The sequence below is a fragment of the Pseudemcibacter aquimaris genome, from assembly GCF_028869115.1.
Classification (GTDB): Bacteria; Pseudomonadota; Alphaproteobacteria; order Sphingomonadales; family Emcibacteraceae; genus Pseudemcibacter; species Pseudemcibacter aquimaris.
The window spans coordinates 1,569,225-1,584,740 of record NZ_CP079800.1 but is presented as its reverse complement, the minus strand read 5'-3'; the positions used below and the strand labels follow the sequence as shown (position 1 = coordinate 1,584,740).

Here is a 15,516-nt window from a genome sequence, read left to right as displayed (position 1 = left end):
ATTTATATAATAAATTATATTAATCATTCAAGATCAAAATTTTCAGAAAAATGACAGAATTGACTAGGCAGCCGGAACATTAATCACTATATAAGCTCTGGTTTATTAATTAATGACGGGTGCATCACTTGGAATATATTGAAGTCATAGCTGGTCTTATACTGCTTGTGATATGCGGTGATGTGCTTATTCGTGGTTCTGTATCGGTTGCGGAAAACTTTGGTGTCAGCAAACTTGTTATCGGCCTTACGGTTATTGCGTTTGGAACCTCTGCCCCGGAACTTGTTGTTGGTGTTGATGCGGCGATGGCTGGTGTTCCTGCCATGGCGCTTGGCAACGTGGTTGGCAGTAACACGGCAAATATCCTTTTGGTGATAGGTGTGCCAGCGATTATGTACCCATTCATTTGCGACAGCAGCGAAGTCAGACGTAATTATAACATTATGCTTGCTGGTTCTGTCATTTTCATAATGCTGTGCTTTAGCGCGCCACTGAATAAAATGCATGCTGTGTTTCTTATTATCTTCCTACTCGCCTTTTTAATCAGTTCATATAAAAGCGGAAAAGTAGACCCGGTTGAGGGTAAAGAAATTTCGGATAAAGCATACGAAGATTTCGAAGAATTACCGGAAAAACCACTTACGACACCACGTGCATCAATATATGTGATAGCGGGCCTTGCCGGTTTAATGTACGGCGCCCACATCCTTGTTGAGGGTGGCGTGACAATCGCAGAAAGCTTTGGTGTATCAGAAGCCGTGATCGGGCTTACGATCATTGCCATTGGTACCAGCCTGCCAGAACTTGTGACCGCAATTATGGCCGCAAGGCAAAATCACGGTGATGTGGCGCTTGGTAATATTATCGGAAGCAACATTTTTAATTTATATGCCATTATGGGGGCAACATCCCTAGTGGCGGATGTTCCGGTTCCGGATAGCTTCTTAAAAATTGATTTATGGGTCATGCTGGCCAGTAGCGCCGCGCTTTTACCCTTTATTTTATGGAAAATACGCTTTAACCGTGTATTGGGGATAATCTTCACTGTTGGGTATATCACGTATCTTTATACCCTGGGTGCTGCGTAATAAGGATTATTAGAAAATGACAAACACAGTTCATAAAAGCAACCTGACACCGATTAAATATGCCGACGCGACACAAAGCCTGCGTCATGTATTTGTTCGTGATCTTATGCTTGATAGTTCAATTGGTATTTATGATCATGAAAAACAAGCCGAACAAAAGATCCGCGTAAACATTGATCTTTCTGTTACCGAAGACAGCACCCCACTTAACGATGATTATGATAATGTGGTTTGTTATGAAAAGGTCGTAAACGGTATTAAAAACATCGTATCATCTGGTCATGTTGAACTGGTGGAAACACTGGCGGAAAATATCGCGGATATGAACCTGATTGACCCACGTGTCGTTGCCGTGCGCGTTCGTGTGGAAAAGTTAGAAGCAATCGAACACACAACAAGCGTCGGCGTTGAAATCGAACGACGCAAAAAATAACATTACCGTTTTATTAAAGATGTAAATCTAATATTACAATATTGTTAAATCATTGAATTTACAGCATATTATTTTTAGATATTTTTTGTTTTTTACTCCCAAGTTGTTAACAAGCAAAATTTTAACCATTTTTTATAAAAAAACTCCTTTACAGTTTTTAAAAATATGTGTAGAGGAATCTCCCGATATATTTTTATCGTTTAAAAACAGCCTCTTAGCTACACTGCCTAAAAAATAGGCAAAAAGCTGCAACGTCAATAGATCTGCGAACTTACCCATCAGTACAAAACTTATACACCGTTTTATCCACAGATTCCGTGGATAAGTTTTTAATATTTTTTCTTGACCCACGTTATCCCTTGATTCACCACGGTATTTACAGAAAATTAACCATTTTTTTTCAGAAATGTTACAAAAGCCTTTCAAATAAATGTGGAAGCATTGGATCACTTTCGATATAAATTAAACCCATGATCGAAGGCGTGGAAATCATCAAAAAATACATCAAAAACCTCGGCACTGGGCCGGGCGTTTACCGCATGATTGATGAAAATGGAAACGTGCTTTATGTGGGTAAAGCAAAGAACCTTACCAACAGGGTTAAAAATTACACGAACCTAAAGGGATTATCACACCGCATTGGTAAAATGGTATCCCTAACCAGGGCTATGGAATTTGTCACCACCCATACCGAAGTCGAAGCGTTACTCTTAGAAGCAAACCTGATCAAACGCTATAAGCCGACATATAATATCCTGCTGCGGGATGATAAATCATTTCCATATATATTGATTGATACCAGCCATAAAAACCCGCAAGTTTTAAAACATCGCGGCGCTAAAAAACAAAAGGGTCATTATTTTGGGCCCTTTGCCTCTGTCGGTGCGGTAAATGCATCACTAAATATCCTTCAGAAAGCTTTTACACTTAGGACGTGTAGCGACAGCATATTCAATAGCAGAAGCCGCCCTTGCCTGCTGTATCAGATCAAAAGATGTTCTGCACCCTGCGTTGGGAAAATTTCCGATGACGACTATAACGCACATGTTCAGGAAGCCCATGATTTCTTAAGCGGTAAATCCGACGCAATAAAAAAGAAATTCACATCCGAGATGGAAAATGCAAGCGCGGACATGAATTATGAGCTTGCCGCCGTTTACCGTGACCGATTAAAGGCCCTAGCCGCCGTTCAAAGCAGACAAGACGCAACAGACGGCAAACTTGAAGAAGCGGACGTGATTGCTGCATACACGCAAGGCGGCACCACATGTATTCAGGTATTCTTTTATCGTGGTGGTCAAAACTGGGGTAATCAGGCTTATTTTCCACGTCACGCAAAAGACCAACAAATTGACGAGATTTTACCAGCGTTCATAAGCCAGTTTTATGATAACAAACACCCACCCAAGAAAATCTTCATCAACAGCAGCATCAAACAAAAAGCGTTGCTTGAAGAAGCACTCGGTATTAAAGCTGAACGTAAAGTCCATATAACCATGCCACAGCGCGGCAGCAACCTGATGCTTGTAGAAATGGTTGAACGAAACGCGCGTGAGGCATTAGAGCGAAAAGTCGCCGAAACATCATCACAGGCCAAATTACTGGCGGGTGTTGCGGAACTGTTTGATCTTGATGCGCCCCCTTCGCGTATTGAAGTATATGATAACAGCCATATTCAAGGGTCAAGCGCACTTGGCGCCATGATCGTCGCGGGACCAGAAGGGTTTGATAAAAAATCATACCGTAAATTCAATATTAAATCAGAAAATCTCGCCCCCGGTGATGATTTCGGCATGATGCGCGAAGTGATGGAACGCAGGTTTAAACGCCAATTACGTGAAGACCCGGATAGGAACAGTGAAACATGGCCTGATTTGCTGCTTATTGATGGCGGTAAAGGGCAGTTATCCGCCGTCATGGGCGTGTTAGAGGACCTTGGCGTTGCCGACATCCCAACCGTTGCCATTGCCAAGGGGCCAGATAGAAACGCTGGACGTGAGGATTTTTATATCCCCGGTAAAACGCCGTTTAAATTACCGCCCAATGATCCGGTACTTTATTTCCTGCAGCGATTACGTGATGAATCGCACAGGTTCGTGATCGGATCACACCGCAGCAAAAGATCACAAAAAATACATAAATCGATCCTTGATGACTTACCTGGTGTTGGTGCCGCGCGAAAAAAATCACTACTGCTTCATTTTGGTTCCGCAAAGGCGGTATCGGGCGCGGCAATTGCCGATCTGGAAAAGGTTGATGGCATCAGTAAGGCCCTCGCCACCAAAATATATGATTATTTTCATCCGTGATGCATAAAGTCGTTGCCTCTTTGATTAATATTTATAAAATCGGAATCAGTTAGGGAAATTACGACGACAAATGAATAATTTAGCAAACATACTCACCTTTTCACGGATACTGATGATCCCGATGATGATTGCCAGTTTTTATCTTGCTGGCGATCTTGCCAATTGGGTGAGTTTCACGATTTTTACGCTGGCTGGTATTACCGATTTTTTTGACGGCTATGTTGCGCGTAAATTCGACCAGTCATCAAAACTTGGCGCCTTTATGGACCCGATTGCCGATAAATTATTGATTGCGGCAGCACTTATGATGATGGTTGCTTATGGCCGGATCGAGGGATATTCCGTCCTTGCGGCGGTAGTGATCCTATGCCGTGAATTTGTTGTATCGGGCCTTCGGGAATTTTTGGCAGATTTAAAGGTAAGCATTCCTGTGACTTATCTTGCGAAATGGAAAACGACCATTCAAATATTTGCGCTTGGTTTTCTGTTGGTTGGCGATGCAGCACCGGACTTTATTCCCGCGGTGACCATTGGTGACTGGTGTTTGTGGGCGGCCGCACTTCTAACGCTTTATACAGGCTATGATTATTTGAAATCCGGCCTTAAACATATGATGAATTAAAATGAATATTTTATATTTCGCACTAATCCGAGAAAACATTGGTAAATCATCCGATGATATTACCCTGCCGGATGATGTAAACAACGTTAAGAAGTTAATTGAACATCTTGAAAATAAAGGTGAAAATTATAAATCCGCCTTCGCACAATCTGACCTGATCCGTGTTGCGGTTAATCAGGAATATGTCGACCTTGATCATCCGATTAAAAACACCGATGAAGTGGCCATTTTCCCACCAATGACAGGTGGTTGATATGCGGGTTTCTGTGCAAAGTGAAGATTTCAATATTGCAAATGAAATCGCCCTGCTTTCTGAAAACCGTACGGACCTTGGTGCTATAGCAAGCTTTACTGGTCTTGTCCGTGATATTCACGGTGATAAATCAATCAAAAGCATGACGCTTGAACATTTCCCCGGCATGGCAGAACAGGAACTTGAGAAAATCGGCCATGAAGCCGAAAAAAGATGGCCAATTCAAGGGCTTACCATAATCCACAGATACGGAAAATTGCTTCCGGGGGATCAAATTGTTCTGGTAATTGCCACATCCCATCATCGCGAGGCTGCATTCAACGCTGCACAATTCATAATGGACTGGTTAAAAACCGATGCCCCCTTCTGGAAAAAGGAAGAAACCGACGAAGGAACCCATTGGGTTGCTGCAAAATCTGATGATGATGACAAAAAGGCACGTTGGGAATAATTATTCCACGTCACTCCACACGGCGAGTTCATTGCCGCTTGGTTCGGTAAATTGAAAACGGCGTCCACCCGGAAACGCGAAAATTTCTTTTATAATTTTACCACCCGACCGTTTCACCTTACTTTCTGTTTCCTCAAGGTTTTCACTATAAAGCACCACCAATGCGCCCCCATTATCCGTGCTTGATGCCTTATCCGCACGAAAGAAACCACAATCGACGTGTCCTCTTCCTTCAAACGCCGTGTAATCCGGCCCATAATCCGTAAAACTCCACGCAAAAGCGTCCTCGAAGAATTTTTTTGTTCCATCAAGATCGCTTGCTGCAAATTCTACGTAATTAACTTTATTGTGGCGTACCCTATTTTCCTGCATTTAACTCCTCCGCTCTTCATGAACAGAATACACTAAATTACGAAAAATGATAAACTTACTTTAACACAACAAGTAAATCCTTGGCTTCTACCTGATCATTGGCACGTACAAGTACTTCAGAAACCGTACCATCCTTTTCCGCATGGATGGTTGTTTCCATTTTCATGGCCTCGATGCTCATTAGCAAGTCACCTTTAGAAACCTTTTGCCCAGATGTCACCGCCATATTGGAAATCATACCCGGCAGTGGTGCACCAATGTGATTATCATTGCCGCTTTCTGCTTTTTGGTTTTCCTTAACGGCGATGGATGCATCGCGTTTTTTGACCTTAATCACGCGTGGTTGACCATTTAATTCATAGAAAACTTCGACTGTTCCATCATCATGCACATCGCTTATGGCCTGACAACGGATCACGAGCGTTTTACCCGCTTCCAGATCAACCATGATTTCCTGAAATGGTTCCATTCCATAAAAGAAAACATCTGTTGGTAAATGGCTAACTGGACCATATTCACCACGATGTTTCGCAAAATCAGTGTAAACATTGGGATACATCAGATAAGACGCGAGGTCCTGATCATTCACGTTTAAACCACTTGCCTTTTCCGCAGTGACTCGTTCAGTGTCAAGATCAGCTGGGGCCATACTTTTACCGGGGCGTTCTGTAAGTGGAGCTTCCCCTTTAAGGACTTTTGCCTGCAGAACCTCAGGGAAACCACCCGGGCTTTGGCCAAGCTCCCCTTTCATAAGGGAAACAACACTTGCCGGGAATGCGATATCCTTACCCGGGTCTTCAACATCTGCACGTGTCAAATTCGATGAAACCATCATGATCGCCATATCGCCCACAACCTTGGATGATGGTGTGACCTTTACGATATCACCAAACATTTGGTTTACATCCGCGTAAGCCTTTGCAACCTCGTGCCAGCGTTCCTCAAGTCCCATACTGCGTGCCTGTTCCTTAAGATTAGTGAACTGACCACCTGGCATTTCATGAAGGTAGACTTCCGATGCACCGGAACGTATATCGCTTTCGAATGCGAAATACTGGCGGCGAACAAGTTCCCAATAATCGGAAAGCTCACGAATTGTCGCGTTATCAAGCCCCGTATCCCTGTCTGTTGCCTTAAGTGCCGCCACAATCGAGCCAAGGTTCGGCTGGGATGTCAGGCCACTAAAGCTATCCATGGCTGCATCTGCAGCGTCGACACCGGCCTGTGCGGCCGCAATAACGCTTGCTGCGCTTATACCGCTGGTATCATGGGTGTGGAAATGAATAGGAATACTGATTTCATTCTTAAGCGCTGTTACTAGTCTTGTTGCGGCCGCTGGTTTAAGCAGACCCGCCATATCCTTAAGCCCGATGATATGCGCCCCTGCATTTTCCAGTTCTTTCGCCATATTCACATAATAATTCAGCGAATATTTGGCGCGGTCAGGATCATCAATATCACCGGTATAACACACCGTTCCTTCACAGATTTTCCCCGTATCAATAACTGCATCCATGGCAACACGCATGTTTTCGACCCAGTTAAGGCTGTCAAACACGCGGAAAATGTCCACGCCTGTCTCGGCAGTTTGTTCGATGAAGTATTTCACCACGTTATCAGGGTAATTGGTGTAACCAACACCGTTCGATGAGCGCAATAACATCTGCGTCAATATATTTGGCGCGGCTTTTCTGATTTCCCTAATCCGTTCCCACGGACATTCGTTTAAGAAACGCATAGCCACATCAAATGTTGCCCCACCCCAACATTCAAGTGAAAGTAAATCTGACATCTTTTCTGCATAGGCCGGCGCGATTTTCACCATATCGTAACTACGCATACGCGTTGCAAGCAACGATTGATGCGCATCCCGCATGGTTGTATCGGTGATAAGTAATTGTTTCTGATCAAGCATCCAATCCGCAAAACCCTTGGCACCAAGTTTTTCAAATCTGTCCCGTGATCCTTCCGGTATCGGGTCACAACTTGGAATTGGGGCCTTTGGAACCGGGCCGCCTTTCCTTGGTAAAGGTCTTCCTTTAACCTCTTTATTCCCGTTCACTGTGACTTCTGAAATATAATTCAGAATTTTTGTCGCGCGGTCTTTTCTTGGTTTAAAATCAAACAGTTCCGGTGTTTGATCAATAAACCTTGTTGTGTAACTACCGTCACGGAATGTCGGGTGATCAATCAAATTTTCCAAGAAATTAAGATTGGTCGCAAGACCGCGAATACGAAATTCCTTGAGCGCACGGCTCATGCGGTCGACGGCCTGATCCGGATCTGGCGCCCATGTCGTGATTTTTTCAAGCATACTGTCATAAAAACGGTTAATCACCGCACCAGAATATGCCGTTCCACCATCAAGACGAATTCCAAACCCTGTCGCACCACGATATGCTGTAATACGGCCATAATCCGGCACAAAGTTATCTTCCGGATTTTCAGTGGTAATGCGGCACTGCATCGCAAAACCGTTTAATTTGATATTATGCTGTTTTGGCACACCGGATAGGTCACTGCCGATTTCTTCACCCTCGGCAATGCGGATTTGTGCTTTCACGATATCAATTCCGGTGACAACCTCTGTCACGGTGTGTTCCACCTGAATACGTGGGTTTACCTCGATAAAATAAAATTCACCCGTATCAACATCGGATAAGAACTCAACCGTTCCTGCATTAGAATAATTCACTGATTTCGCAAGCTTAATCGCCGCATCACATAGTGCCTGACGTTCATCATCATTTAAAAATGCGGCCGGTGCGCGTTCAATGACCTTTTGATTGCGGCGCTGAACGGAACAATCCCGTTCAAATAAATGAACGATATTACCATGAGTATCGCCAAGTATTTGAACCTCTAAATGCCTTGCGCGTTCCACCATTTTTTCAAGGTAAACTTCATCTTTACCAAATGCATTGGCGGCTTCGCGTTGTCCTTCGTTCACTTGACTTTCAAGTTCATCCGCGCTGCGAATAATACGCATACCACGGCCACCACCACCCCAGCTGGCCTTTAACATGATCGGATAACCGATCTTATCCGCAAGTTCACGAACCTTATCCATATCTTTTGGAAGCGGGTCTGTTGCGGGGATTACGGGAACACCTGCTTTAATCGCAATGTTACGCGCCCCAACCTTATTACCAAGGTCACGCATCGCTTGCCCTTCTGGGCCAATAAATTTGATACCCGCTTCGCGACATGCATCTGCGAATTCTGGGTCTTCTGATAAAAAGCCATAACCCGGGTGGATAGCATCAGCACCAACGGATTTAGCAATTCTTAAAATATCATCACCAGCAAGATATGCTTTAACGGGGCCAAGTCCCTCACCAACAAGGTAACTTTCATCGGCTTTAAAGCGGTGGAGCGCCAGTCTGTCTTCGTGTGAATAAATCGCAACTGTCTTAATCCCAAGTTCAGTTGCGCCTCTCATGATCCGGATGGCGATTTCGCCACGGTTCGCTATTAAAATCTTTTTTATTCTATTCATCTGTCCTGTTTGTTGTTGAGCCCCTGCCCTTATCCTTAAGCATAACTTTTTTACCCTTCCTGTAAACAATATTCTTTTGTTTACTGGGCTTTTTTCCAAATAATCTATTTAAAAGTTATTTTTTTGACCGAAATCAATTTTAATGAAGCACGTTCATTATAGTTTTCTAATGAGCGTATCTGTTCGTTAAAAACAATATTTGGGAGCAATAAATGTACAAGACCATTTTAATTCCGATCGGCAGTGATGAAGAAGTCGAGACGAGAGTTAAAGCCGCGGTTAAAATCGGCAAAAAATTTGATGCTCATATCAGGGCTTTACATGTTGTCCCCACACTTAAATCATTAGAACAGATTACCCCATACGCCTATTATTCATATGATCTTTATACAAACATCTGGGAAGCCCAAAAGCAAAAGGCATGCGAACAAAAGAAAGCATTCTTATCCATGATGGATGGTGAATATGATAATTTCGAATGGTGTGGCAAAGAAGGCGACTTTATGAGAACGCTTAAGCTAATGTCCCGGTCATGCAACCTATCGATTATCAGCCAAGGCGAAGATACATATTCCGACCTTATGGGTTCAATGGCACGTTTCATGATGGAAAGCAGCACACCTGTACTTGCGGTACCATGTGATGGCATGCCCGATTATACAGGTGATAACATTATGATCGCCTGGGATAATAGCGCAGAAGCATCCCGTGCAGTGCATAATGCATTACCATTTTTAGAGCAAGCAAAGGAAGTAACCGTTCTATCCATATCCGAAGAACGAAAACACAAAAGCCCGACAGAAGATGTCTGTAATATGTTATCACGCATGGGCATTAACGCGAAAGGCGTCGACGAAGAAGAAGATGGCGACCGCGCAGAACGCATTTTACATCTTGCAAAAGTATGGGATACAGACCTGATTGTCGCAGGAGCATGGGGACATAAAAGATTATTAGAGGTTATCTTTGGTGGTGTGACAAAGACGCTATACACAAACCAGGAAATCCCCGTATTATTTTCGCATTAATTTGTTCACAAGATTAGCAAGAATATGCTTGGCTGCCATCTGACGCGATTGCATTAATTGCGCCTCGTCTTGGTCTAAACATTGATTCATAAGAAATTTTACTAGTGAGCGGCAAAAAGCCAATCATTGGCTCAAAGTCATATTCGACTTCTGCTATGACAACCAATTGTAAATTTTCAACAACCATATTGTCCGGGATAACTCCTGAATCAAGTTCTATGACCGAATTCGCTGCACCATACTTTGAAGAAGAAGATTTAGCACCGAAACATCGCTTCCAAGCAACTCTATAATTTCTAAGTTTGCGACTATTCCCATTGGTTTCACCCATCACTGCAGTGAGAGTAGCAACCCCGTCATTAGAAATACTAAACGGTCGGCTTGTTTGATCAAGCGCCAACATCATATCGCTCACCTGACTTTCAGAAAGCCCTTCTTCCATTTGAGTAACAAGATTTGAAATCGTATAAGCCGCCCTTGAAATTCTTTGGTGAGCCATTAAAAAATGAGCCAAATCAACACTGCCCAGCAATAACATAATCAGTAAAGGCAAAATGAGTGCAAACTCAATGCTAACAACGCCTTTGACATCTTTAATTACGCTAGAAATTTTGTTTCTAATTTTTTTCATTTACGAATTCTATAACTTTCTAACATGGTCGTACTTTGGTACCAGGTGTCCAAGTAGTTCCGCCAAATGGTTCATTCCTGACAACTGTCGATGCGGATAATGGAATATAATCTCTGCCGTCAACTACAAATGCCGGCACAAAATCAGCAAACAATAGCTTTAGATTAATACTTACGTCCATAAGCATGATATTTTCTTCACCACCTGTACCATCAGCACCCATATCACTGTCCCAGCTTTTATTTCCGTTTACATCGGTATATTTATCACCTGAATCACATGTGCCATTACCATTTTTATCATCAATTATGGGTTCCGGTTTACCGACATTGGCAAAGCTGTCATATAACTTCATCGTCATAATAATATCATCACCCGCACCAACTGCATCAAGTGAATTTTTAAGATATGCTTTAATATATGATTGCATATCTTCATAACCATCAGGAATAGTACCTGTCACCGTAATACGTGTTGCTTGCGTAATTGCACCTTCCAAATGCGAATTAACCATCATAATACGGCCCGTTTCAATCATACCGAAAGCCAGCAGCAAAAAGAAAGGTACAATAAGTGCGTATTCAGTAGCAACGCTACCAATCTCATTCCCTTTTAAAGCTTTCATAATATTTGATGGTCTAATACGCATTATTTACTCAATCTCAAATCTGAAAGGTCATTGGCGATTGCCTCAAATGCACCATCAAGTTCACTAGCAGTGGGTGCGTGGAAATATTTGGCTGAATCTGATGCACAATTTTGATAGAGCGCCCTTAAGGCAGCGTTATTTGTTGTGCCACTTCCAAAAGTAATTGTGTAAACAATAATATTGTAAGGGTCTGATTTCATGACTGCACAAACATGTGCAAGTCTTTTATCAATTGCTGCTGTACTTGCAGTTTGGGTAGTCGCACCATCTAGTCGGCCTTCATCACGGCGACCATAGCCAGAATAATCACCACGGTAATATTCACCTATGTTATCACCATTTTTCTTATCCCACTGTTGCGGTCCTTTTGTTTCATCTTTTTGATCGTATTCAGCTTTTTTCTTTTTAGTCTTGCCTTTTTTATTTACAAAAGTTCCTGTGCAATTAGGGCACTTTCCATTGCCATTATCATCATAGGCATCATTGTTATCATAATAATCATCAACGCCATCATAATATGGGTGGGCATCATAACCATAATAATAGCTATAGTTCTTACTATTGATTACCCAGTTTTCGCCGTCAGTCATCAGAATAAGCGCTTTCGGCATATTCGTGTCGTTATAATCAACATCATTATTAAACGGCGCGCCAGTATGTAGCATACGCCATCCCCAAATCATTCCAAGGTTTGCAACCGTACCACCACGGCCATATGCGTAATAAAGGCTATTGATGTAAGAATTAAGTGTTGCTTTTGACGTTGTAAAATCCAACACAGGCGGCGGACAAGCAATATTTGGACCTGCATCATTTGTACTTTGATACATACCTTTATATTCATAATCTGGTGCGCCCCAGTCTTCCTTATTTGGACCTTTTAAGTCAGTAAGACTATAAAAATGATTATCATAGCCTGGACGCCAGAGATAAGGAGTCCAATCCTCGCCATCATGATCAGGAATAACATCATAAGCATTTGATGCTGTTAGATTGCTATTTGTCGAGCGCGCTTCTACGCACCCATACCATTTCGACTTATCTGTTGCACTGATGGTGTAACTATCCGGCATTTCAGATCTGTCGATATATGAAGAATCCAGTAAATGCCCCACATTTACCGAGGTCACATACGGAACTACTGAAATTTCCAAATTATCATTTGATGCTTCATCGCCAAATAAAGCATCAACAAGTGAATTTGCAGATGTCTTTAATGCATTAATTCTTTGGATACCACCATCACTGTTACCCATTGACCCGGTAACATCAAGCACCATTGCAAGTTGCAAGCCGGACTGTCTGCTTGTTGTCTCTGCCTCAGCTGGTAACTGAAAATCAGTAATACCAAAAAGTGTGAAAAAATAAGTATCAATATTTCCTGTTGTCGAAACAGACAGGGATTTATTTGCCGCATCAACCACCTTAATATTAAGTGGCCCTACGCTTCCGCCCATAAAGTCACTATCGAAGTTACTATCAAAAAATGCCTGAATTTGTGCATCTCTTGTTTTCGATGTGAATGCCTTTGATCCCGCAAGCGCCGCAGCGTCAAGCGCACCAGAAAGTCTTGATTTATAAAGAAAAGCTCGCCCAATATCAACGCCAGCGCCAAGAATTCCAATGAAAACCAGCATCAAGAAGACTGTCTGAATAAGGATAGCCCCATCTTCTTGTTCTTTTAATTTCCTCAACAATGAAGTCATTTATCTTATTCCGTGTATTGTTATAGTTTTTATTAAAACACTACTTCGTACAGGTTATGACAGAATCATATTAGAGGAATGTAAATTAGAAACATTTCACATTTTTTAAGATTAGTTGCAATTTTACTCATTTTCTCAACTCTTACTTTTTGCCCATTTTTAGTCATCTGCCCAAACAACTATTAGTATGTATTTACAGAATTGTATATTATTCAGCAACTACTAATTTAAGAATATTAAAATTATTTTAAAAAAGGCCAAAGAATTTGGAAATTTAATCTTTTTGTGCTTCATATACACCACGAGCAATGGCTCTCGCCATCACATCTGCGGCTGCAGCACCAATTTCACCGAGTCTTCTTGAACGCATTGGCCCATCAGGAATTTCAACCGAACCGCCCGAAATACAGAAAATTGTATCACCATCAGATGGCATATGAACCGGCCGAATAGCACGGGCAAAACCGTCATGCGCCATCATGGCCACACGTTTACATTCTGCAGATGTTAATTTCGCGCTGGTCGCAATAATACCTATTGTTGTATTGGTGCCGGGCGTCATACCGCCCATTTTGGTATCTTCCGGCACGGGCGTTGTCGCACTTTCTTGATTGGGGTTTGCTTTTTGACCGCCAAGTTCATCACCAATCGCAAATGGCTGCGCCCAATATGTTTCACCGTCCGGCATAAACACGCTGCCGACACTATTCACGGCAACTAGTGCCCCGACAATAAGACCATCCCCAAGATCAATTGACGTGGAACCAAGCCCGCCTTCTTTATTACCTGCACGGGCGCCAAGCCCCGCGCCCGCGTTACCAAGGTCAAAATCTTCAGATGCATTATTCAGCGCATCAATCCCAAGGTCATGATAGGGCGTATCCATACCCCAATCCTTATCACCACCATTAACCAGATCAAAAAGAATAGCCCCAACAACAATGGGAACTGCTGGCATATTGGGTGTAAATTTTAATCCGATATCATCTTTTGACATGGCCTTCGCGACACCATCACCGGCAGACAGGCCAAAAACACTGCCGCCCGAAAGAACAACCGCATCCGCGCGCCCCACAAGGTTTTCCGGCGATAAAACTTCAACATCACGTAATCCCGGACCACCACCACGAACATCAACACCACCGGTAACAGAATTCGGGCATAATAAAACGGTTGTCCCCGTTCTTACCTTTTCATCGACCGCATTGCCGACAGTAATCCCCTCAACATCAGTGATTAAATTCTTTGGTCCCGGTTTATACATTGTTTTTCCTATATAATTTTTAAAATATTATTTGCGCCAGTGATCAAATTTTTCAACGTTATGAATATCATCATACCATGACATGCGTTCTTTCCAGAAAATCACCTGTTCTGGCGTGGTCACTGGTTCCGTTTCAAGTGACCCTGATGGCACCAACAAACTGCGCCCGCTGATGGTGATATAGGGCAAATTACACCCACATGACTTACAGAATGAATTTCTGATTTCCCGCCCTGGCACATCATAAGTCATAATTTGATCTTCACCGCTTAACCATTCAATATTGTCGGTCGCAGTAAACAAGTTTGCCATATGCGCAGAGCCGGACATTTGCTGACATTGTTTACAATGACAAATATTAAAAGTGTCAAATTCATCCTTTAATTTGAATGTCACCGCACCACACAAGCAAGAACCATTAATTATATTTGTCATTTTAAATCATACCCTTAAATACAGCGCCCACCATCAACTTCCATGGCCACGCCTGTAACCATGCTGGCTTCATCGGAACAAAGAAAACATGCTGCGTTACCCATATCTTCCGGTGTTGAAAAGCGGCCGATTGGAATGGTGGACAGGAATTTTTCCCTGATTTCCGGTGTATCTTCGCCCATAAATGTTTTTAAAAGCGGCGTATCACCGGCTACTGGGTTAATCGCATTCACACGGATACCGAATGGCGCCAGTTCAACGGCCATGCCACGGGTTGCGGTGATCATCCAGCCTTTTGATGCGTTATACCATGTCAAATTCGGGCGTGGGCTAACGCCGCCTGTACTCGCCACGTTAAGGATTGCACCACTTCCCGCCTTTTTCATCAATGGCACTACATAATGTGCAAGATTATAAACAGATTTGGCATTTACCTGAAAAATACGGTCAAAAACGGTTTCGCATAATTCGTCCATTGGCTGCGGAATATGGCCAATGCCTGCGTTATTCACAACAATATCAATTTTACCATGATCGGTGACAACTTGATCAATCATGGCTTTAACACTATCACCACTTGCAACATCGACTTCAATCGCGGATGCATTATCACCCAATTCTGCGGCAAGTTCTTTGCCAAGTTCGATGTTTAAATCGGCGATGATGACTTTTGCGCCTTCCTCGACAAACTTCTTAACAATCCCTGCCCCAAATCCAGATGCACCGCCCGTAACGATTGCGATTTTTTCATTTAATCTCATGATCTTATACTTCTT

General features: G+C 42.8%; 15 protein-coding genes. 7 read left to right on the top strand and 8 right to left on the bottom strand.

Going from position 1 to position 15,516, the window contains the following annotated elements; all coding sequences use genetic code 11:
• Positions 1-128: 128 nt before the first annotated feature.
• The 6 genes from KW060_RS07610 to KW060_RS07585 all read left to right on the top strand — a co-directional run bounded on the left by KW060_RS07610 (position 129) and on the right by KW060_RS07585 (position 5,156).
• The gene (locus KW060_RS07610; protein WP_249034214.1) at positions 129-1,088 is read left to right on the top strand and encodes a calcium/sodium antiporter; all 960 of its coding nucleotides are present in this window, start codon (positions 129-131) and stop codon (positions 1,086-1,088) included.
• A 16-nt stretch (positions 1,089-1,104) separates the two neighbouring features.
• Complete coding sequence (folB, locus tag KW060_RS07605; RefSeq protein ID WP_249034213.1) at positions 1,105-1,521, top strand: dihydroneopterin aldolase; 417 nt, start codon at positions 1,105-1,107, stop codon at positions 1,519-1,521.
• A gap of 470 nt (positions 1,522-1,991) precedes the next feature.
• The gene (gene uvrC / locus KW060_RS07600; RefSeq protein WP_249034212.1) at positions 1,992-3,830 is read left to right on the top strand and encodes an excinuclease ABC subunit UvrC; all 1,839 of its coding nucleotides are present in this window, start codon (positions 1,992-1,994) and stop codon (positions 3,828-3,830) included.
• Between the two features lie 70 nt (positions 3,831-3,900).
• Complete coding sequence (gene pgsA / locus KW060_RS07595; protein WP_249034211.1) at positions 3,901-4,452, top strand: CDP-diacylglycerol--glycerol-3-phosphate 3-phosphatidyltransferase; 552 nt, start codon at positions 3,901-3,903, stop codon at positions 4,450-4,452.
• A gap of 1 nt (position 4,453) precedes the next feature.
• The gene (gene moaD / locus KW060_RS07590) at positions 4,454-4,705 is read left to right on the top strand and encodes a molybdopterin converting factor subunit 1 (protein WP_249034210.1); all 252 of its coding nucleotides are present in this window, start codon (positions 4,454-4,456) and stop codon (positions 4,703-4,705) included.
• Position 4,706: 1 nt separating this feature from the next.
• Positions 4,707-5,156, top strand: coding sequence for a molybdenum cofactor biosynthesis protein MoaE (locus tag KW060_RS07585; protein ID WP_249034209.1), 450 nt, complete (start codon positions 4,707-4,709; stop codon positions 5,154-5,156).
• Here the strand turns inward: KW060_RS07585 and KW060_RS07580 are convergent, their stop codons facing one another.
• On the bottom strand, positions 5,157-5,528 hold the full coding sequence (locus KW060_RS07580) for a VOC family protein (protein ID WP_249034208.1): 372 nt from the start codon (positions 5,526-5,528) through the stop codon (positions 5,157-5,159). It lies immediately after the preceding gene.
• A 55-nt stretch (positions 5,529-5,583) separates the two neighbouring features.
• Positions 5,584-9,027: a pyruvate carboxylase gene (pyc, locus tag KW060_RS07575; RefSeq protein WP_249034207.1), complete on the bottom strand. Its 3,444-nt coding sequence runs from the start codon at positions 9,025-9,027 to the stop codon at positions 5,584-5,586.
• Positions 9,028-9,239: 212 nt separating this feature from the next.
• On the opposite strand from pyc, the gene KW060_RS07570 reads away from it, so the two are divergent.
• The gene (locus tag KW060_RS07570; protein ID WP_249034206.1) at positions 9,240-10,055 is read left to right on the top strand and encodes a universal stress protein; all 816 of its coding nucleotides are present in this window, start codon (positions 9,240-9,242) and stop codon (positions 10,053-10,055) included.
• A gap of 13 nt (positions 10,056-10,068) precedes the next feature.
• Here the strand turns inward: KW060_RS07570 and KW060_RS07565 are convergent, their stop codons facing one another.
• From KW060_RS07565 to KW060_RS07540, 6 genes are all read right to left on the bottom strand, one after another.
• A complete protein-coding gene (locus KW060_RS07565; RefSeq protein WP_249034205.1) occupies positions 10,069-10,686 on the bottom strand; it encodes a TadE/TadG family type IV pilus assembly protein in 618 nt (205 codons plus the stop codon).
• 19 nt (positions 10,687-10,705) lie between these two features.
• Positions 10,706-11,335: a TadE/TadG family type IV pilus assembly protein gene (locus tag KW060_RS07560; RefSeq protein WP_249034204.1), complete on the bottom strand. Its 630-nt coding sequence runs from the start codon at positions 11,333-11,335 to the stop codon at positions 10,706-10,708.
• Positions 11,335-13,041 (bottom strand): pilus assembly protein TadG-related protein, encoded by a 1,707-nt coding sequence (locus KW060_RS07555; RefSeq protein WP_249034203.1) that lies wholly within the window; start codon positions 13,039-13,041, stop codon positions 11,335-11,337. The genes KW060_RS07560 and KW060_RS07555 overlap by 1 nt, the downstream gene beginning before the upstream one ends.
• Before the next feature lie 274 nt (positions 13,042-13,315).
• Complete coding sequence (locus KW060_RS07550) at positions 13,316-14,305, bottom strand: P1 family peptidase (protein ID WP_249034202.1); 990 nt, start codon at positions 14,303-14,305, stop codon at positions 13,316-13,318.
• Positions 14,306-14,332: 27 nt separating this feature from the next.
• The gene (locus tag KW060_RS07545) at positions 14,333-14,740 is read right to left on the bottom strand and encodes a GFA family protein (protein ID WP_249034201.1); all 408 of its coding nucleotides are present in this window, start codon (positions 14,738-14,740) and stop codon (positions 14,333-14,335) included.
• A gap of 14 nt (positions 14,741-14,754) precedes the next feature.
• Positions 14,755-15,501: an SDR family oxidoreductase gene (locus KW060_RS07540; RefSeq protein ID WP_249034200.1), complete on the bottom strand. Its 747-nt coding sequence runs from the start codon at positions 15,499-15,501 to the stop codon at positions 14,755-14,757.
• Positions 15,502-15,516: the final 15 nt, after the last annotated feature.